The sequence below is a fragment of the Pseudomonas sp. SWRI77 genome (genome assembly GCF_014269105.1).
In the GTDB taxonomy this organism is placed as follows: domain Bacteria; phylum Pseudomonadota; class Gammaproteobacteria; order Pseudomonadales; family Pseudomonadaceae; genus Aquipseudomonas; species Aquipseudomonas capeferrum.
The window spans coordinates 115,490-135,537 of record NZ_JABWRV010000011.1 but is presented as its reverse complement, the minus strand read 5'-3'; the positions used below and the strand labels follow the sequence as shown (position 1 = coordinate 135,537).

17 protein-coding genes are annotated in these 20,048 nt (G+C 63.6%); 12 read left to right on the top strand and 5 right to left on the bottom strand.

What is annotated here, in order from left to right; all coding sequences use genetic code 11:
- The first annotated feature begins 10 nt into the window (after window positions 1-10).
- The 9 genes from nuoG to HU766_RS13215 all read left to right on the top strand — a co-directional run bounded on the left by nuoG (window position 11) and on the right by HU766_RS13215 (window position 12,191).
- A complete protein-coding gene (gene nuoG, locus HU766_RS13255; protein WP_186657397.1) occupies window positions 11-2,725 on the top strand; it encodes an NADH-quinone oxidoreductase subunit NuoG in 2,715 nt (904 codons plus the stop codon).
- A complete protein-coding gene (gene nuoH, locus HU766_RS13250; RefSeq protein WP_186657391.1) occupies window positions 2,722-3,729 on the top strand; it encodes an NADH-quinone oxidoreductase subunit NuoH in 1,008 nt (335 codons plus the stop codon). The genes nuoG and nuoH overlap by 4 nt, the downstream gene beginning before the upstream one ends.
- Before the next feature lie 11 nt (window positions 3,730-3,740).
- Window positions 3,741-4,289: an NADH-quinone oxidoreductase subunit NuoI gene (gene nuoI / locus HU766_RS13245; RefSeq protein ID WP_027592814.1), complete on the top strand. Its 549-nt coding sequence runs from the start codon at window positions 3,741-3,743 to the stop codon at window positions 4,287-4,289.
- A gap of 10 nt (window positions 4,290-4,299) precedes the next feature.
- Complete coding sequence (nuoJ, locus tag HU766_RS13240; protein WP_012313764.1) at window positions 4,300-4,800, top strand: NADH-quinone oxidoreductase subunit J; 501 nt, start codon at window positions 4,300-4,302, stop codon at window positions 4,798-4,800.
- 3 nt (window positions 4,801-4,803) lie between these two features.
- On the top strand, window positions 4,804-5,112 hold the full coding sequence (nuoK, locus tag HU766_RS13235; protein ID WP_003251446.1) for an NADH-quinone oxidoreductase subunit NuoK: 309 nt from the start codon (window positions 4,804-4,806) through the stop codon (window positions 5,110-5,112).
- Window positions 5,109-6,962: an NADH-quinone oxidoreductase subunit L gene (gene nuoL / locus HU766_RS13230; protein ID WP_033699189.1), complete on the top strand. Its 1,854-nt coding sequence runs from the start codon at window positions 5,109-5,111 to the stop codon at window positions 6,960-6,962. Before nuoK ends, nuoL begins: the two co-directional genes overlap by 4 nt.
- 40 nt (window positions 6,963-7,002) lie before the next feature.
- Complete coding sequence (gene nuoM, locus HU766_RS13225) at window positions 7,003-8,535, top strand: NADH-quinone oxidoreductase subunit M (protein WP_033699192.1); 1,533 nt, start codon at window positions 7,003-7,005, stop codon at window positions 8,533-8,535.
- A gap of 7 nt (window positions 8,536-8,542) precedes the next feature.
- Entirely contained in the window at window positions 8,543-10,012 is a 1,470-nt protein-coding gene (nuoN, locus tag HU766_RS13220) for an NADH-quinone oxidoreductase subunit NuoN (RefSeq protein WP_033699194.1), read from the top strand.
- Between the two features lie 127 nt (window positions 10,013-10,139).
- Complete coding sequence (locus HU766_RS13215) at window positions 10,140-12,191, top strand: TonB-dependent receptor (RefSeq protein WP_186657389.1); 2,052 nt, start codon at window positions 10,140-10,142, stop codon at window positions 12,189-12,191.
- Window positions 12,192-12,228: 37 nt separating this feature from the next.
- Here the strand turns inward: HU766_RS13215 and HU766_RS13210 are convergent, their stop codons facing one another.
- Window positions 12,229-12,786 (bottom strand): NAD(P)H-dependent oxidoreductase, encoded by a 558-nt coding sequence (locus tag HU766_RS13210; RefSeq protein ID WP_033699197.1) that lies wholly within the window; start codon window positions 12,784-12,786, stop codon window positions 12,229-12,231.
- A gap of 156 nt (window positions 12,787-12,942) precedes the next feature.
- On the opposite strand from HU766_RS13210, the gene HU766_RS13205 reads away from it, so the two are divergent.
- Complete coding sequence (locus HU766_RS13205) at window positions 12,943-13,161, top strand: hypothetical protein (RefSeq protein WP_033699199.1); 219 nt, start codon at window positions 12,943-12,945, stop codon at window positions 13,159-13,161.
- Here the strand turns inward: HU766_RS13205 and HU766_RS13200 are convergent.
- The 4 genes from HU766_RS13200 to HU766_RS13185 all read right to left on the bottom strand — a co-directional run bounded on the left by HU766_RS13200 (window position 13,145) and on the right by HU766_RS13185 (window position 17,623).
- Window positions 13,145-15,394, bottom strand: a complete 2,250-nt coding sequence (locus tag HU766_RS13200) for an Orn/Lys/Arg decarboxylase N-terminal domain-containing protein (protein ID WP_186657385.1) — start codon at window positions 15,392-15,394, stop codon at window positions 13,145-13,147. The genes HU766_RS13205 and HU766_RS13200 overlap by 17 nt on opposite strands.
- A gap of 185 nt (window positions 15,395-15,579) precedes the next feature.
- Window positions 15,580-16,338: a DNA polymerase III subunit epsilon gene (gene dnaQ, locus HU766_RS13195; protein WP_186657382.1), complete on the bottom strand. Its 759-nt coding sequence runs from the start codon at window positions 16,336-16,338 to the stop codon at window positions 15,580-15,582.
- A gap of 51 nt (window positions 16,339-16,389) precedes the next feature.
- Complete coding sequence (rnhA, locus tag HU766_RS13190) at window positions 16,390-16,836, bottom strand: ribonuclease HI (RefSeq protein ID WP_186657379.1); 447 nt, start codon at window positions 16,834-16,836, stop codon at window positions 16,390-16,392.
- A 13-nt stretch (window positions 16,837-16,849) separates the two neighbouring features.
- Window positions 16,850-17,623, bottom strand: a complete 774-nt coding sequence (locus HU766_RS13185; protein WP_186657371.1) for a methyltransferase domain-containing protein — start codon at window positions 17,621-17,623, stop codon at window positions 16,850-16,852.
- A gap of 85 nt (window positions 17,624-17,708) precedes the next feature.
- Here HU766_RS13185 and gloB point away from each other — a divergent pair, with 85 nt between their 5' ends.
- Window positions 17,709-18,488: a hydroxyacylglutathione hydrolase gene (gloB, locus tag HU766_RS13180; RefSeq protein ID WP_186657510.1), complete on the top strand. Its 780-nt coding sequence runs from the start codon at window positions 17,709-17,711 to the stop codon at window positions 18,486-18,488.
- A 100-nt stretch (window positions 18,489-18,588) separates the two neighbouring features.
- Window positions 18,589-20,019: a lytic transglycosylase domain-containing protein gene (locus tag HU766_RS13175; protein WP_186657368.1), complete on the top strand. Its 1,431-nt coding sequence runs from the start codon at window positions 18,589-18,591 to the stop codon at window positions 20,017-20,019.
- Window positions 20,020-20,048: the final 29 nt, after the last annotated feature.

Genomic DNA, 20,048 nt, shown 5'->3' with positions numbered 1-20,048 from the left:
ACTTTGAACAATGGCCACTATCCACGTAGACGGCAAAGCGCTCGAAGTCAACGGTGCAGACAACCTGTTACAGGCGTGTCTGTCGCTCGGCCTCGACATCCCTTATTTCTGCTGGCACCCGGCGCTTGGTAGCGTTGGCGCCTGCCGGCAATGTGCGGTCAAGCAGTACACCGACGAGAACGACACCCGTGGTCGTATCGTCATGTCCTGCATGACCCCTGCCTCCGACGGCACCTGGATCTCCATCGAAGATGACGAGTCCAAGGCGTTTCGCGCCAGCGTCGTCGAGTGGCTGATGACCAACCACCCGCACGACTGCCCCGTGTGCGAGGAAGGCGGTCACTGCCACCTGCAGGACATGACGGTAATGACCGGCCACAACGAGCGCCGTTACCGTTTCACCAAGCGTACCCACCAGAACCAGGACCTCGGCCCGTTCATCGCCCACGAGATGAACCGCTGCATCGCCTGCTACCGCTGCGTGCGTTACTACAAGGACTACGCAGGCGGCACCGACCTGGGTGTCTACGGCGCCCACGACAACGTGTACTTCGGCCGCGTTGAAGACGGCGTGCTGGAGAGCGAGTTCTCCGGCAACCTGACCGAGGTCTGCCCGACCGGTGTGTTCACCGACAAGACCCACTCCGAGCGCTACAACCGCAAGTGGGACATGCAGTTTGCCCCAAGCATCTGCCACGGTTGCTCCAGCGGCTGCAACATCAGCCCGGGCGAGCGCTACGGTGAACTGCGTCGCATCGAGAACCGCTTCAACGGCTCGGTCAACCAGTACTTCTTGTGCGACCGTGGCCGCTTCGGCTATGGCTACGTCAACCGCACCGACCGCCCACGCCAGCCACGCCTGGCCGATGGCACCAAGCTGAGCCTGGACGCCGCCCTGGACAAGGCCGCCGACCTGCTGCGCGGCCGCACCATCGTCGGCATCGGCTCGCCACGCGCCAGCCTCGAAAGCAACTACGGCCTGCGCGAGCTGGTCGGTGCCGAGTACTTCTACTCCGGCATGGAAGCAGGCGAACTGGCCCGCGTGCGCCTGGCCCTGAACGTGCTGAACAACAGCCCGCTGCCCGTGCCGACCCTGCGCGACATCGAAGACCACGACGCAGTGTTCGTGCTCGGTGAAGACCTGACCCAGACCGCCGCCCGCGTTGCCCTGGCCGTACGTCAGGCCACCAAAGGCAAGGCCGAAGCCATGGCCGAGGCAATGAAAGTGCAGCCTTGGCTGGACGCTGCGGTGAAGAACATCGGCCAGCACGCGCTGTACCCGCTGTTCATCGCGTCCCTGGCTGAAACCAAGCTGGACGACGTTGCCGAAGAATGCGTGCACGCAGCCCCGGCCGACCTGGCCCGCATCGGTTTCGCCGTGGCCCACGCCATCGACCCGAGCGCCCCGGCCGTTGCTGGCTTGGACGACGAAGCCAAGGCCCTGGCCCAGCGCATCGCCGACGCCCTGGTCGCGGCCAAGCGCCCGCTGGTGGTTGCCGGTACTTCGCTGGCCGACCCTGCCCTGATCGAAGCCGCCGCCAACATCGCCAAGGCCCTGAAGCTGCGCGACAAGAACGGTTCGCTGAGCCTGGTTGTGCCTGAGGCCAACAGCCTCGGCCTGGCCATGCTTGGCGGTGAGTCCGTCGATGCCGCGCTGGATGCGGTCATCAGCGGCAAGGCCGACGCCATCGTGATCGTGGAAAACGACCTGTACACCCGCGTAGCGGCCGCCAAGGTCGATGCCGCACTGGCCGCAGCCAAGGTGGTGATCGTCGCCGATCACTCCCACACCGCGACCCTGGAGCGTGCGCACCTGGTGCTGCCAGCGGCCTCGTTCGCCGAAGGCGACGGTACCCTGGTCAGCCAGGAAGGCCGTGCCCAGCGCTTCTTCCAGGTGTTCGACCCGCAGTACCTGGACAGCAGCATCCTGGTCCACGAAGGCTGGCGCTGGATGCACGCCCTGCGTGCCACCCTGCTGAACAAGCCGGTCGACTGGACCCAGCTGGACCACGTCACCAGCGCCTGCGCCGAAGCCGCCCCGCAACTGGCTGGCATCGTCAACGCTGCGCCAAGCGCCGCCTTCCGCATCAAGGGCATGAAGCTTGCCCGTGAGCCGCTGCGCTACTCCGGCCGTACCGCCATGCGCGCCAACATCAGCGTGCACGAGCCACGCACCCCGCAAGACAAGGACACCGCGTTCGCCTTCTCGATGGAAGGCTACTCGGGCTCCGCCGAACCGCGCCAGCAAGTGCCGTTCGCCTGGTCGCCGGGCTGGAACTCGCCGCAAGCCTGGAACAAGTTCCAGGACGAGGTTGGCGGCCACCTGCGTGCCGGTGACCCGGGCGTGCGCCTGATCGAATCGCAAGGCGATCGCCTGAACTGGTTCAACGCCATCCCGGGCGCCTTCAACCCGGCCCGTGGCACCTGGACTGCAGTACCGTTCTTCCACCTGTTCGGCAGCGAAGAAAGCTCCTCGCGCGCCGCCCCGGTGCAAACGCGGATTCCAGCCGCCTATGTCGGCCTGGCCAAGTCCGAAGCCGACCGCCTGGGTGTCAACGAAGGAGCGCTGCTGAGCCTGAACGTGGCTGGCGTGGCCCTGCGCCTGCCGCTGCGTATCAATGAAGAGCTGGGCGCAGGCCTGGTCGCGCTGCCGAAAGGCCTGGCCGGCATTCCGCCTGCCATCTTCGGTGCACCCGTAGAAGGCCTGCAGGAGGCAGCACAATGAGCTGGTTCACCCCCGAAGTGATCGATGTGATCATCCAGGTCGTCAAGGCTATCGTGGTGCTGCTGGCCGTCGTGGTCTGCGGCGCCCTGCTCAGCTTCGTCGAGCGCCGCCTGCTGGGCTGGTGGCAGGATCGCTACGGCCCTAACCGTGTCGGCCCGTTCGGCATGTTCCAGATCGCCGCCGACATGCTGAAGATGTTCTTCAAGGAAGACTGGAACCCGCCCTTCGTCGACAAGATGATTTTCACCCTGGCGCCGGTCGTGGCCATGAGCGCGCTGCTGATCGGCTTCTCGATCATCCCGATCACACCGGGCTGGGTCGTTGCCGACCTGAACATCGGCCTGCTGTTCTTCTTCGCCATGGCTGGCCTGTCGGTATACGCCGTACTGTTCGCCGGTTGGTCGTCGAACAACAAGTACGCCTTGCTGGGCAGCCTGCGGGCGTCGGCACAGACCGTTTCGTACGAGGTGTTCCTGGGCCTGGCGCTGATGGGCGTGGTGGTGCAGGTGGGTTCGTTCAACATGCGCGACATCGTTGAATACCAGGCCCAGAACCTGTGGTTCATCATTCCGCAGTTCTTCGGCTTCTGCACCTTCTTCATCGCTGGCGTCGCCGTGACTCACCGTCACCCGTTCGACCAGCCAGAAGCGGAACAGGAACTGGCCGACGGCTACCACATCGAGTATGCCGGCATGAAATGGGGCATGTTCTTCGTCGGTGAGTACATCGGCATCATCCTCATCTCGGCGCTGCTGGTGACCCTGTTCTTCGGCGGCTGGCACGGCCCGTTCGGTATCCTGCCGCAGGTGCCGTTCCTGTGGTTCGCGCTGAAAACCGCGTTCTTCATCATGCTGTTCATCCTGCTGCGCGCCTCGATCCCGCGCCCACGCTATGACCAGGTGATGGACTTCAGCTGGAAGTTCTGCCTGCCGCTGACCCTGATCAATTTGCTGGTGACCGCTGCGATCGTGCTTTACAACACGCCAGCCGTCGCGGCCCAGTGAGGATTTGACCCATGTTCAAATATATCGGCGACATCGTTAAAGGCACCGGCACTCAGCTGCGCAGCCTGGCAATGGTGTTCTCCCACGGGTTCCGCAAGCGCGACACCCTGCAGTACCCCGAAGAAGCTGTGTACCTGCCGCCGCGCTATCGCGGCCGCATCGTCCTCACCCGCGACCCCGACGGCGAGGAGCGCTGCGTGGCGTGCAACCTCTGCGCGGTGGCCTGCCCGGTCGGCTGCATCTCGCTGCAGAAGGCCGAGACCGAGGACGGCCGTTGGTACCCTGAGTTCTTCCGCATCAACTTCTCGCGTTGCATCTTCTGCGGCCTGTGCGAGGAAGCGTGCCCGACCACCGCGATCCAGCTGACTCCGGATTTCGAAATGGCCGAGTTCAAGCGTCAGGACCTGGTGTACGAGAAAGAAGATCTGCTGATCTCCGGCCCCGGCAAGAACCCTGACTACAACTTCTACCGTGTTGCGGGTATGGCGATCGCTGGCAAGCCGAAGGGCTCTGCGCAGAACGAGGCCGAGCCGATCAACGTGAAGAGCTTGCTCCCATAAGGACAGAAAGATGGAATTCGCTTTCTACTTCGCATCCGGGATCGCCGTGGTCTCCACCCTTCGGGTGGTAACCGGCACCAACCCCGTGCACGCCCTGCTCTACCTGATCATTTCGCTGATTTCCGTGGCAATGATCTTCTTCGCCCTCGGTGCGCCGTTTGCCGGCGCCCTGGAAGTGATCGCCTACGCTGGCGCCATCATGGTGCTGTTCGTGTTCGTGGTGATGATGCTCAACCTGGGGCCGGCCTCGGTCGCCCAGGAACGCGGCTGGCTCAAGCCCGGCATATGGGCGGGGCCGGTGATACTGGGCACCCTGCTGCTGCTGGAGCTGCTGTACGTGCTGTTCGTCACCCCGAGCGGTGCCGGCATCAGCGGTACCACCGTGGGCCCGAAAGAAGTGGGCATCAGCCTGTTCGGCCCGTACCTGCTGGTGGTCGAACTGGCTTCGATGCTGCTGCTCGCCGCAGCCGTCACCGCCTTCCACCTGGGCCGCAACGAGGCGAAGGAGTAAATCATGGGTGCTATCCCTCTCGAGCATGGTCTGGCGGTCGCCGGCATCCTGTTCTGCTTAGGTCTGGTTGGCCTGATGGTCCGCCGCAACATCCTCTTCGTGCTCATGAGCCTGGAAGTCATGATGAACGCCTCTGCCCTGGCGTTCGTCGTCGCCGGTGCCCGTTGGGTCCAGCCCGACGGCCAGGTGATGTTCATTCTGGTGATCAGCCTGGCAGCCGCCGAGGCCAGCATTGGCCTGGCCATCCTGCTGCAGCTGTATCGCCGCTTCCACACTCTCGACATCGATGCTGCCAGTGAGATGCGCGGATGAACCTTCTCTTCCTGACTTTCGTCTTCCCCCTGATCGGCTTCCTGCTGCTGTCGTTCTCGCGCGGGCGGTTCTCGGAGAACCTGTCCGCCCTGATCGGCGTCGGCTCGGTCGGCCTCTCGGCCGCGACAGCCGCCTACGTCATCTGGCAATTCAACGTCGCACCGCCTGAAGGCGGCGCGTACAGCCAGCTGCTGTGGCAGTGGATGTCGGTGGACGGCTTCGCGCCGACCTTCACCCTGCACCTGGACGGCCTGTCGGTCACCATGCTCGGCGTGGTCACTGGCGTGGGCTTCCTGATCCACCTGTTCGCGTCCTGGTACATGCGTGGCGAAGCCGGTTACTCGCGCTTCTTCTCGTACACCAACCTGTTCATCGCCAGCATGCTGTTCCTGATCCTGGGCGATAACCTGCTGTTCATCTACTTCGGCTGGGAAGGCGTGGGCCTGTGCTCGTACCTGTTGATCGGTTTCTACTACAGCAACCGCAACAACGGTAACGCGGCACTCAAGGCCTTCATCGTCACCCGTATCGGCGACGTGTTCATGGCCATCGGCCTGTTCATCCTGTTCGCCCAGCTGGGTACCTTGAACGTGCAGGAACTGCTGGTACTGGCACCGCAGAAGTTCCAGGCGGGCGACACCTGGATGGTGCTGGCGACCCTGATGCTGTTGGGTGGCGCGGTCGGTAAATCGGCCCAGTTGCCCTTGCAGACCTGGCTGGCCGACGCGATGGCAGGCCCTACCCCGGTTTCGGCACTGATCCACGCGGCAACCATGGTGACTGCGGGCGTGTACCTGATCGCCCGTACCAACGGCCTGTTCCTGCTGGCCCCGGACATCCTGCACCTGGTGGGTGTGGTCGGTGGTGTGACCCTGGTGCTGGCCGGCTTCGCCGCGCTGGTACAGACCGACATCAAGCGTATCCTCGCCTACTCGACCATGAGCCAGATCGGCTACATGTTCCTGGCGCTGGGCGTGGGTGCCTGGGACGCGGCGATCTTCCACCTGATGACCCACGCCTTCTTCAAGGCCCTGCTGTTCCTTGCGTCCGGTGCGGTGATCGTTGCCTGCCACCACGAGCAGAACATCTTCAAGATGGGCGGCCTGTGGAAGAAGCTGCCGCTGGCCTACGCCAGCTTCGTGGTCGGTGGCGCCGCCCTGGCGGCCCTGCCGATCGTGACCGTGGGTTTCTACTCCAAGGACGAGATCCTCTGGGAAGCCTTCGCCAGCGGCAATACCGGCCTGCTGTACGCCGGCCTGGTCGGTGCGTTCATGACCTCGCTGTACACCTTCCGCCTGATCTTCATCGCCTTCCACGGCGAAGCCAAGACCGAAGCCCACGCCGGCCACGGCATCAGCCACTGGCTGCCGCTGGGCGTGCTGATCGTGCTGTCGACCTTCGTCGGCGCCTGGATCACCCCACCGCTGGCAGGCGTGCTGCCTGAAAGCGCCGGTCACGCCGGTGGTGACGCCAAGCACTCGCTGGAGATCGCTTCGGGCGCCATCGCCATCGCCGGTATCCTGCTGTCAGCCCTGCTGTTCCTGGGCAAGCGCCGCTTCGTCAGCGCGATCGCCAACAGCGGCATCGGCCGTGTCCTGTCGGCCTGGTGGTTCGCCGCCTGGGGCTTCGACTGGATCTACGACAAGCTCTTCGTCAAACCTTACCTGCTGATCTGCCACATCCTGCGCAAGGACCCGGTAGACCGCAGCATCGGCCTGATCCCTCGGATGGCGCGTGGCGGCCACGTCGCCATGAGCAAGACCGAGACTGGCCAGCTGCGCTGGTACACCGCCTCGATCGCCGTCGGCGCCGTGCTGGTGCTCGGTGCTGTGGTAGTGGCTGCGGTATGACTATGAATCTTGCGACTTTGCCAAAGGAAACCAACCCGTCATGATTTTGCCTTGGCTGATCCTGATCCCCTTCATCGGCGGCTTCCTGTGCTGGCTGGGTGAGCGCTTCGGCGCCACCCTGCCGCGCTGGATCGCGCTGCTGACCATGTCCCTGTTGCTCGGCATCGGCCTGTACCTGTGGGGCACCGGCGACTACACCCTGGCGCCTGCGCCGGGTGCCGAACCTGCCTGGGCACTCGAATACAAAGTCGAGTGGATCAAGCGCTTCGGCATCAGCATCCACCTGGCCCTCGATGGCTTGTCGCTGCTGATGATCCTGCTCACCGGCCTGCTCGGTGTGCTGTCGGTACTGTGCTCCTGGAAAGAGATCCAGCGCCACGTCGGCTTCTTCCACCTCAACCTGATGTGGATCCTCGGCGGCGTGGTCGGTGTATTCCTGGCCCTGGACCTGTTCCTGTTCTTCTTCTTCTGGGAAATGATGCTGGTGCCGATGTATTTCCTCATCGCGCTCTGGGGTCACAGCTCGGCGGACGGCAAGAAGACCCGGATCTACGCCGCAACCAAGTTCTTCATCTTCACCCAGGCCAGCGGCCTGATCATGCTGGTCGCGATCCTTGGCTTGGTGCTGGTCAACTACAACACCACCGGCGTGCTCACCTTCAACTACAGCGACCTGCTCAAGGCCGAGCTGCCGCCTGGCGTCGAATACGTGCTGATGCTGGGCTTCTTCATCGCCTTCGCGGTCAAGCTGCCAGTGGTGCCGTTCCACTCCTGGCTGCCTGATGCGCACGCCCAGGCGCCAACCGCAGGTTCCGTGGACCTGGCGGGTATCTTGTTGAAGACTGCGGCCTACGGCCTGCTGCGCTTCGCCCTGCCGCTGTTCCCGAACGCTTCGGCAGAGTTTGCGCCGATCGCCATGACCCTGGGCCTGATCGGTATCTTCTACGGTGCCTTCCTGGCCTTCGCGCAAACCGACATCAAGCGCTTGATCGCCTTCTCCAGCGTCTCGCACATGGGCTTCGTGCTGATCGGTATCTACTCCGGCAGCCAGCAAGCCCTGCAAGGCGCGGTGATCCAGATGCTGGCCCACGGCCTGTCGGCCGCCGCACTGTTCATTCTGTCCGGCCAGCTGTACGAGCGCCTGCACACCCGTGACATGCGTCAAATGGGTGGCCTGTGGCACCGCATCGCCTACCTGCCTGCAATCAGCCTGTTCTTCGCCGCCGCATCGCTGGGCCTACCAGGCACCGGCAACTTCGTCGGCGAGTTCCTGATCCTGATCGGCAGCTTCGCCAGCGTGCCATGGATCACCGTGATCGCCACCACCGGCCTGGTCTTCGGCTCGGTCTACTCGCTGATCATGATCCACCGTGCCTACTTCGGCCCAAGCAAGAGCGACACCGTGCTGGCCGGCATGGACGGCCGCGAGCTGATCATGGTGCTGGGCCTGGCGGTGCTGCTGATCGTGCTTGGTGTGTACCCGCAGCCGTTCCTCGACACTTCTGCCGCCACCATGAGCGGTGTGCAGCAGTGGCTTGGCTCCGCTTTCACTCAACTCGCTTCGGCCCGGTAAGAGCGCTATGGAATTCACCACTCAACACTTCATCGCATTGGCGCCGATGCTGATCACCACCATCACCACGGTGGTGGTGATGCTGGCGATCGCCTGGAAGCGCAACCACTCGCAGACCTTCCTGCTGTCCACCGTCGGCCTTAACCTGGCCTTGCTGTCGATTCTGCCGGCCCTCAAGGTTGCACCGCTGGCGGTCACCTCGCTGATCACCATCGACAAGTTCGCCTGCCTGTACATGGCGATCATCCTGGTGGCTACGCTGGCCTGCGTCACCCTCGCCCACGCCTACCTTGGCGAAGGCTCCAAGGGCTTCCCGGGCAACCGCGAAGAACTGTACCTGCTGCTGCTGATGTCGGCCCTCGGTGGCCTGGTGCTGGTCAGCGCCAACCACCTGGCCGGCCTGTTCATCGGCCTGGAGCTGCTGTCGGTACCGGTCTACGGCCTGGTGGCGTACGCCTTCTTCAACAAGCGCTCGCTGGAAGCCGGCATCAAGTACATGGTGCTGTCGGCCGCAGGTTCGGCCTTCCTGCTGTTCGGCATGGCACTGCTGTACGCCGATGCAGGCAGCCTGAGCTTCGACCAGATCGGCAAAGCCCTGGCAGCCACCAACATGCCAAGCCTGGTTGCGCAACTGGGCCTGGGCATGATGCTGGTCGGCCTGGCCTTCAAGCTGTCGCTGGTCCCCTTCCACCTGTGGACCCCGGACGTGTACGAAGGCGCCCCGGCGCCGGTCGCCGCGTTCCTGGCCACCGCGAGCAAGGTGGCGGTGTTCGCCGTGGTCGTGCGCCTGTTCATGCTCTCCCCTGCTGCCAGCAGCGGCGTGCTGAGCACCGTACTGGCGGTGATCGCGGTTGCCTCGATCCTGGTCGGTAACCTGTTGGCACTGACCCAGAGCAACCTCAAGCGCCTGCTCGGTTACTCGTCCATCGCCCACTTCGGCTACCTGGTCATCGCCCTGGTCGCCAGCAAGGGCCTGGCCCTGGAGGCCATGGGCGTGTACCTGGTCACCTACGTGATCACCAGCCTTGGCGCCTTCGGCGTCATCACGCTGATGTCCTCGCCTTACGGCGGCCGTGACGCCGATGCCCTGTACGAGTACCGCGGCCTGTTCTGGCGCCGCCCGTACCTGACTGCGGTACTGACCGTGATGATGCTGTCGCTGGCCGGTATCCCGCTGACTGCGGGCTTCATCGGCAAGTTCTACATCATCGCCACCGGCGTCGAGTCGCACCTGTGGTGGCTGGTCGGCGCCCTGGTGATCGGTAGCGCCATCGGCGTTTACTACTACCTGCGCGTCATGGTCACCCTGTACCTGGTCGAGCCGAACCTGCGTCGCCACGACGCCCCGCTGAAGTGGGAACAGCGCACTGGCGGCGTGATGCTGCTGGCTATCGCGATCCTGGCCTTCGTGCTCGGTGTCTACCCGCAACCGCTGCTGGAAATGGTTCAGCAGGCGGGCCTGCAACTGATCGGCTGACCTCCGGCGATCCTGAACAACCCCGCCTCGGCGGGGTTGTTCTTTTTCAGGGCTACAGAACGAAAGCTGTGCTTCGTCTGACACTTGCAGCGTCAGATTCCCGCTTATCGATCTGGAAGCCCTTGCCATGCGCCCTACCCTCCCCCTCTCCTTGCTGGCCCTGTTGGTCTCCAGCGCCACCCAGGCCACAGGCCGCGTCGAACTCGACCAAGTGTTGATCGAAGATCAGCAACAGACCGAACTGGAGGCTGCCGCCGAGCACCTGCGGGAAATCCCTGGCGCCAGCAATCTGGTGGACATGAACCGCGTGGGGCAAGGCCGGGTCGCCAGCAATCAGGATGTGCTGGCCTACCAGCCTGGGGTGTTCGCCCAGTCGGCGGGCAACGATGGCATCAAGCTGTCGATCCGTGGTTCGGGCATCAACCGCGCTCCGGGGGCGCATGGCTCCGGGGTCTACACGATGTTCGACGGCTTGCCGCTGACCGGCCCCGGCGGCACCCCCTATGAACTGTTCGAGCCGCTATGGCTGAGCCGCGCCGAGGTATTGCGCGGGGCCAACGGTTTCGATCAGGGCGCCCTGGCCCTGGGGGGTGCCATCAACTATGTCACCCACACCGGTTACGATGCCGCGCCACTGCAGGTGCGCTACGAGGTTGGTAGCCGCGGCTACCAACATCGGCACATCAGTTCTGGCCAGGTGCTGGGCAACCTCGATTACTACGTGGCGCTGACCGACTCGGAATACGACGGCTATCAGGCGCACAGCAGTGGCAGCGCCAAGGGTATCGCCGCCAATGTCGGCTACCGGTTCAACCCGAACCTTGAAACACGTTTTTACCTGCGTTATCGCGAAACCGAGAACGACCTGGCCGGGCGCCTGACCAAGGACCAGATCAAGCACGACCCGCGTGCCGCCAACGCGGCGTACCTGGCCCGCGACGACAGCCGGCCGCAACCGGGCAGCACCTGGGTGGCCAACAAGACCACCTTCTACCTTGAGGACGATGCCCGGGTAGAAGCCGGGCTGGTCTATCACGACTTCCCGATGGACCTGCGCGAAGGCCCGATGCGCCTCAAGGTCGCCTACACCGATGTCAGCGGCACCCTGAACTACCTGCGCCGCGATACCCTGCTGGGCCACGAGAGCAAGACCACCGTGGGCTGGCGGACCACCAAACACCTGCCCAACAGCGGTGCCTCGCAATTTGCACGTACCAGCGGCGACAACTTCGGCGCGCGCAGCCGCGACTTCAGCTACCAGGGCTCGGATACCGTGCTGCATGTCGGCAACGATCTGGAACTGATCCCTGATTTGTGGCTGACCACGGGCCTGGCGATGATTTATACCCGACGTGAAAGTGACGTCAGCTACCCTGCCACCGGCGGCAAGGTCAGCCAGCATGACTGGGACTACGCGCCGCGCCTGGGCCTGCGCTATGACATCAACCCGCACCTGCAGGTCTATGGCAACCTGAGCCGGTCCGTCGAGCCACCGCACCCGTGGTCGCTGATCTGGAGCGCCACGGCGGCGACACAACCTGTCGAAATGCAGAACCAGACAGCCACCACGCTTGAACTGGGCGCACGCGGCGACTCTGCGCTGGGGCGCTGGGACCTGGCGTGGTATTACTCGCAAGTGCGCCACGAACTGCTGGCCGTGGAAATTGTGCAGGGCCTGCCGGCCAAAGAATACAATGCCAGCGCCACCGTACACCAAGGTGTCGAGGCGGGCCTGGACAGCACCTTGTGGGAGCAAGCCGGCAGGGGCAAGCTGAGCCTGCGCCAGGCCTACACCTTCAGTGACTTCCACTACCGCGACGACGACACCTTCGCTGACAACCGCTTGCCTGGCATCCCCATGCATTACTACCAGGCCGAGTTGCGCTACGACTGGCCGAGCGGGTTCTATGCCGGGGTCAATACGCAGATGGCCTCCAAGGTGCAGGTCGACTATGCCAACAGTTACCACGCCGATGCCTATGCCTTGCTGGGGGCACGCCTGGGTTGGGACTCACCGAAACAGGACTGGCAGACCTGGCTGGACCTGCGCAACCTGACCAACAAACGCTATGCCGCGACAGTGACGCCGGGTTACAACGATGGCGGGCAGGACATCGCCCGGTCGACGCCGGGCGAAGGGTTTGCGGTCTATGCAGGGGTGTCCTACAGCTTCCGATAAACGGCCGGGGCCGCTGTGCGGCCCATTGCCGTCACCCTCAAACCGCCCTGTTCAACTTAACCCACGAGGCGAACTTGTCGATAAAGGCCTGCAGAAACGGCCGGGTCTTGTCGTTGAGCTTGCCCGAATCCTCGAACAGGTTGGCCGCGCCACCGAGGTACGCCTCAGGCATCTGCATGCAGGGCATGTCGAGAAACACCAGCGACTGGCGCACGGCATGGTTGGCGCCAAAACCGCCAATCGCCCCCGGCGACACACTCACCACCGCAGCCGGTTTGCCGCTCCAGGCGCTTTGACCATAGGGCCGCGAGCCGACGTCGATGGCATTTTTCAAGCAACCCGGCACCGAACGGTTGTACTCCGGCGTGACGAACAGCACCGCATCACTGCCGCGGATCTGCTCGCGAAAGCGCTGCCAGGGCTCAGGTGCGTTGGCCTCGACGTCCTCGTTATACAGGGGCAGGTCACCAATCTCGACGATCTTCAAGGCAAGGCTGGACGGCGCCAGCTCCGAAAGTGCGCGGGCTACCTTGCGGTTGTAGGAATCCTTGCGCAAGCTGCCGACGACAACCGCTACCGAATACACCTGGCTCATGGCGTTTTCCAACCTTTGCTGGCTAAGAGACGTTGTAGTTATAGATGACCGTTTCTCGCCGCTTTGGTTTTTTTTCCACGAGGGGAAAACTTCCGGGTATCTTGTACGGTCTATGTTTGCAGATATTTCCTACGTAATTCAGAGGTTTTCACCCAAATGGCAGCAGTAATGGTCGGCCAATTCCACGCCCGTGACGCCGAAGGCCGCATCTACCCCGTCCACGAGTTCCAGGAGTCCACCCTCCAGGTCGACGGCAGCGCGCTGGGCGCACCGATCACCACCTACCGCCTGGCAATCGGCGACCGCGTCAACCACCTGGGCGAAAACCGTTTCGAGCTGGCACAGACCGGCGTCGAGATCATTCGCATTCCTTGATGCAGTCCACGGTGTAGCGACCGCTTTCGTTCTGCAGGCCATGCACGTCGGCAACGAAACCCGGGAAGCCATCGTTGAAAGCTCGGGCAAACGCCAGGTAGTCGAGTATCGAGCGGGTCGCTTCGGTGAACCGCTCTCCCGGCATTATCAATGGAATGCCGGGCGGATACGGCACCAGCATCACCGCTGCGACACGGCCGAGCAGCGCTTCGATCGGCACCGCCTCCACTTCGCCGCGTACCATCTGGTCATAGGCCCGTGCCGGGCTGACGGCAACCTCCGGCAAGCTTGTGAACAACCGTTTGAGCTGCTTGGCCGTGGCATTGGCGCGGTAGCACTCGTGAAGCTGGTCACACAGCTCGCGCAACCCCATGCCTTGATAACGTGAAGTGTCCGCTGCCACCACACTCGGCAGGCAGGCGCTCAACCGGGTATTGCCGTCATAGTGGCGTTTGAACTCCAGTAGCTCTGTCAGCAAGGTGCTCCACTTGCCCTTGGTGATGCCCATGGAGAACAGCACCAGGAAGCTGTACAGGCCGGTTTTTTCCACCACCAGGCCGCGCTCCCATAGAAACTTGCTGACCACCGCCGCCGGAATACCCTGCTCGCCCAACACACCCCCTGCGCTCAAGCCGGGCATGACCAAGGTCACCTTCAGCGGGTCGAGCAACACGTAGTTGCCCGCCACTTCACCAAAACCATGCCACTCAGCCCCCGGCTGAAGCTGCCAGTCCTGCGCGGCAAGGTGCTGTATGCCCTCTGCCGCTGGCGGTTGCCAGATGCTGAACCACCAGTCGGCAGCGGCAATATGCTTGCGCAGGTTGGCCAGCGCCCGGCGAAAGCTCAACGCCTCGTCGAACATTTCCTGCAACAGCGAGCGCCCGGCCGGCCCCTCCATCATGGTCGAGGCCACGTCCAGTGACGCTAGGATGCTGTACTGCGGCGACGTCGAGATGTGCATCATGAACGCTTCGTTGAAGCGGTCACGGTCCAGCTGGCGGCTGGCACCCTCCTGCACATGGATCATCGACGCCTGGCTGAAGGCCGCCAACAGCTTGTGCGTGGAGTGGGTGCTGAACACCAGCGGGCTGTCAGCCGCGCAAGCCGTGCCCATGGCATAGCGCCCCTCGAAGAACTCGTGAAACGCCGCGTAGGCGAACCAGGCCTCGTCAAAGTGCAGCACCTCGACACTCGCCCCCAGCGTCTGCTTGATCATCCCGGCGTGGTAGCACAGGCCGTCGTAGGTGGAGTTGGTGACCACTGCCAGCTTGATCCGCTGCCCGCGATCACGCGCCAGGGGGTTGGCCTGGACCTTCGCCCGGATCGATGCGGGGCTGAACTCACTGAGGGGTATCGGGCCGATGATGCCCAGCTCGTTGCGCTCGGGGCACAGGTAAATGGGAATGGCCCCGGTCATGATGATCGCGTGGACCACCGATTTGTGGCAGTTGCGGTCCACCAGCACCAGGTCGTCACGGCCGACCATGGCGTGCCAGACGATCTTGTTGGCAGTGGAGGTGCCGTTGATCACGAAGAACGTGTGGTCGGCGCCGAAGTTGCGTGCAGCCCTGGCCTCTGCCTGGGCCAAGGGGCCGGTGTGGTCTAGCAGCGAACCCAGCTCCGGCACTGAAACGGACAAATCCGAACGCAGGGTGTTTTCGCCAAAAAACTGGTGAAAGGCCTGGCCCACCGGGCTCTTGTGGTAGGCCACACCGCCGCCGTGCCCCGGTGTGTGCCAGGAGTAGTTGGATTGCGCGGTGTGTTGCACCAAGGCTTTGAAAAACGGCGGCAGCAGGCCGTCAAGGTAGCTGTGGGCGGCGCGTGCCACCTGGCGCGCAAGAAACGGCACGGTGTCTTCGAACAGATAGAGAATGCCGCGCAACTGGTTCAGCTCGCTCATGACCTCGGCGGGGGCGTTCTCCAGGGTGACCTGTTCGCCCAACGCAAAAATCGGCAGGTCAGGTGCGCGCAAACGGGCCAGGCGAATCAGCTCGGCCATGTTCTGTAGCAGGTGAGTGTTCTCGCCCACGCCCTCGGCGGCGATCAGCATGCAGGCCAGGCCGTGGTGGGTGGCCGCGACCAGGCGCGCTTCGGCGTGGTCCGCTGCGGCCAGGATGGCAAAGCCGTCCTGGCGCAACTCCTCGGCGATACCCCGGATGCGGTCACCGGCAACACTGTCGGCCTTGATCGCACGGTGGACGATGAGGATGGGGAACTTGAGGTCCTTGTACATCAGGCAGCTACCTCTGCAGGACGGGGTGTCCTTTTCAGGGTAGTTGTAGGAGCGGCCTTGCGTCGCGAAAGGGTCGCGTAGCGGCCCCAGGTTCTATGTCGCTGCAGAGATTGACGGGGCCGCTACGCGCCCCTTTCCGACCGGTCCGGCGCCCCGGCAAGGCCGCTCCTACAAAGGGCGCATGGTCAAGATGCAGGTGCCTCGCTCAACGCCTGCCACATCGCCGGCGCCCCCGCCGATTTGGCGATCGCCGCCAGCCGTTCGGCATGCGCCTCCAGCTCTTCGGCACTGGCCATGATCACCCGCCCAGGTGCACGGCCGGTAATACGGCGGATCTCGCTGCCGCCACCGCCCTGCCCGTCACTGTCGCCGTCAGCACCTTGCCCGGCTAGCGACAGGCTGGTCTGGCCGCCGGTCATTGCCAGGTAAACGTCGGCCAGCAGTTCCGAGTCGAGCAGTGCGCCGTGCAGCTCGCGGCCCGAGTTGTCGATGTCGTAGCGTTTGCACAACGCGTCGAGGCTGTTGCGCTGCCCCGGGTGACGGGAACGCGCCAGCAGCAGGGTATCGAGGATGGTGCAATGCTGCGCAAGGTCGGCGCGGTCGTGCTGGCCCAGCAGGGCGAACTCGTTGTTGATGAAGCCAACGTCGAACGCCGCGTTGTGGATGACCAGCGTGGCGCCCTGGATGAACTCGAAGAATTCATCCGCAACCTCGGCGAAGCGCGGCTTGCCGATCAGGAAGCTGTCGGTGATGCCGTGAACGCCGATGGCGCCCTCGTCACTCTCTCGGTCCGGTTGCAGGTAGACGTGGAAATGCCGCCCGGTCAGGCGACGGCCCATGACCTCGACACAGCCGATCTCGATGATGCGATGGCCTTCGCTGACCGGCATGCCGGTGGTTTCGGTATCGAGAATGACCAGGCGTTTATCTTGCTGCTGCTCCACGCGGGGGGCTCCAACTTGCATCAGTTACAAAGGACGCGATTGTACCCCAGCTCAACGCTGGGTGCGCACCTCATCGACCCCGCGGTTGGCCAGCTGGTCGGCCCGTTCGTTGCCCGGGTGGCCGATGTGGCCGCGCACCCACTTCCAGCTCACCTTGTGCCGGTTGACCTGTTCGTCGAGCAACTGCCAGAGGTCGGCGTTTTTCACCGGCTCCTTGGCTGCAGTCTTCCAGCCCCGTTTCTTCCAGTTGACCATCCATTCGTTGATGCCTTTCATCACGTACTGCGAGTCGGTGGTCAGCACTACCTCGCATTCACGCTTGAGCGACATCAGGCCCTGGATCGCGGCCATCAGCTCCATGCGGTTGTTGGTGGTCTCGCGTTCGCCGCCCCACAGTTCCTTCTCGACGCCCTTGTAGATCATCAGCACGCCCCAGCCGCCAGGGCCAGGGTTGCCCTTGCAGGCGCCATCGGTAAACATTTCGACGCTATCGCTCATGTACCACTCTTGTTCAGTGCTTTTCAGTATCAGGATTGGCCGCCGTACGGTTGACCTTGGCCAGCGGCAGCGGCAGCAGTTTGCCCATGGGTTCGCGGCGCTCCAGGCGCAACGGCCGCAGGCCGACCACCATCTTGCGCGCCACCAGCAGGTACACGCCGCCGCCGGAAATTTGCCAGCCGCCCGCCACCCGCTCCCAGCCTGCCAGGCGTTGCTGCCAGGCCGGCGAGGCAAGCGGCGGACGATAGCACCCGAAGCGGCGTTTCTCCAGCGCGAAGCCGAGCAGGTTGAGCCAGTCGCCAACCCGCGAAGGCGAGATGCAGCGGGCCTTGCGCAGGGCGCCATGGCTGAACAGGTGGCGCATGCCCCAACTGCTCCAGGGGTTGATGCCGACAATCAGCAGGTGCCCACCCGGGCGAACGGCGCTGGCGGCCTCGCGCAACAAGCCATGGGGGGTGAGGCTGAAGTCCAGGCCATGCTGCAGCACCACCACGTCGGCAGCATGCTCGCTCAATGGCCAGGCCTGCTCTTCACAGACGATTTCCACGCCCGGCAAGGGTGCCCCGAGGCGCACGTTGCGCTGCACCTGGGGCGCGCTGGGCGGTGCTTCGGCACAGGGCCCATAGTGCACCAGGTAACCGCCAAAGAAGCGCCCCAGCTCTTCTTCCAGCAGTTTTTCCTCTTCTTTGAGCATCAACTGGCCGAGCGGGCCATTGAACCACTCACGGGCCAGGCTGATCAGCTCGACCCAATCGGGGTCGGCCTGGGCAAAGGCTTGGTCGGTCATTGCGTTCTCCCTCGAAGGTTCTCGTGCCACGCCATCGCGGCTAAGATGCCCTCATGTCCCACGCTTGGCGATACGGATCCGCACCATGATACAGATCGATGCTCTACCCGCTTTCTCCGACAACTACATCTGGTTGTTACAGGATACTGCCAAACGCCGTTGCGCGGTGGTCGACCCCGGCGACGCCGGCCCAGTGGAACGTTGGCTGGCGGCCAACCCCGACTGGGTATTGAGCGATATCCTCGTGACCCACCATCACAACGACCATGTCGGCGGCGTCGAACGGCTCAAGCAATTGACCGGCGCCAAGGTCTACGGCCCGGCCAACGAGCAGATTCCCGCCCGCGATGCTGCACTGGCGGACGGCGATGAAATCAGCGTGCTGGGCCTAGCGTTCCAGGTCATCGGCGTACCCGGCCATACGCTGGGGCATATCGCCTTTTACTCAGCGCAACCAGCCACACCCCTGCTGTTCAGTGGCGACACGCTGTTCGCCGCCGGTTGCGGGCGCATGTTCGAAGGCACTGCCGAACAGATGCACCCTTCCCTGCAGCGCCTGGCCGCCCTGCCGGCGCACACCGAAGTGTATTGCGCCCACGAATACACGCTGAGCAACCTGCGCTTTGCCAAGGCGGTGGAGCCACAAAACCCGCACGTTCTGCAGCGCTTCGACGAGGTTACCCGGCTACGCGCCGACAATCGCATCACATTGCCATCAACGATTGGCCTGGAACGGCTTACCAACCCCTTTATTCGCACGACTGAAACATCCGTTAAACAAAAAGCAGACGAATGGAAGGGACATTCAAACACCACGCATGTCGCTGTTTTTGCTGCCTTGAGGTCTTGGAAGGACACCTTCTGATAACCTCAAGATATATCGCATGTGAGGGTCAAAGGTTGACCAGGCCGGTAGCGGTTTCTAGAATCGCCGAAATTTTTCGCCCGGATACCTGTCCCAGCCGATGTCTTCCCGTAGCCGCAGAACCTCTCATTCCGTCGCCCTGACGCGTCTGGCCCAAATCAGTGCGCTGGCCCTGGCCGCCACGTTGGTGGGCTGCCAGAGCACCCGTCAGCTCGACGAATCCGATAGCGTTCGCGCGCACAACTATCAGGCGCGGATCAAGCACAAGCCGGCCCCGCTGCTGATCAAGCCGGCCGAGCAGGCGCCGCAGGACGTGTGGGAGCGCATGCGCCAGGGCTTCACCCTGCAGGACAGCATCGACGTCAACCCGCGCATCGAGCAGCAGCGCCTGTGGTTCGCCAGCAACCCGCGCTTCATCGAAAGCGCCGGCGAGCGCGGCAGCCTCTACCTGCATTACATCGTCGAGCGCCTCGAAGAACGCGATATGCCGCTGGAGCTGGCGCTGCTGCCAGCCATCGAAAGCGCCTACAACCCGATGGCCTACTCGCGCGCCCATGCGGCAGGCATGTGGCAGTTCATCCCGTCCACCGGCCGCCACTTCAACCTGCGCCAAACCAACTTCTATGACGGCCGTCGCGACGTGACCGCCTCGACCAACGCCGCGCTGGACTACCTGAGCCGCCTGCACGACATGTTCAACGGCGACTGGCTGCTGGCCCTGGCCGCCTACAATGCCGGTGAAGGCACGGTCAGCCGCGCCATCGAACGCAACGAAAAGCTCGGCCTGCCAACCGATTACTGGAACCTGCCCCTGCCGCAGGAAACCCGCGACTACGTGCCTAAACTGCTGGCCCTGTCGCAGGTGGTGTCCACTCCGGACGCCTATGGCGTCAACTTGAACCCGATTGCCAACGAACCCTACTTCGAGGCGGTCGCCATCAATGATCGCCTCGACCTTTCGCGCGTTGCGGCGTTCGCCGACATCGACGAAGACGAGCTGATCCAGCTAAACCCGGCCTTCAAGAAGCGCATGACTGTAGACGGCCCCCAGCAATTGCTGGTGCCCACCGCCAAGGCGCAACTGCTGTCCGCCAGCCTGTCCAACCTCAAGCCTGAGCAGTTGATCAGCCTGCAGCCGAACAAGGCCGTGTTCGCCCGCGCCGTGGCCGAAGCCAAGGCCCCGGTGGCAGCGCGCAGCTACCGGGTCAAGCGTGGCGACAACCTGGGCAGCATTGCCAAGGCGAATCGCGTATCGGTCAGGGACATCAAGCGCTGGAACCGTATGTCCGGCAACGGCCTCCGGGCCGGCCAGGTACTGGCTCTGCGCGGCGGCAATGCGCCGAGTGCCGCCGGTAACCGGGTGGCGGCGTCCTCGAAACGCTCGACCCAGTACAAAGTACGCAAGGGTGACTCGCTGTACCTGGTGGCCAAGCGTTTCAATGTCGAAATGAAACACCTCAAGCGTTGGAACCCGCGCAGCGGGCATGCGCTCAAGCCAGGGCAGACGCTGACCGTTTACCTCTCTCACTGATGTAATGCCAGGGGCCGCTTTGCGGCCCT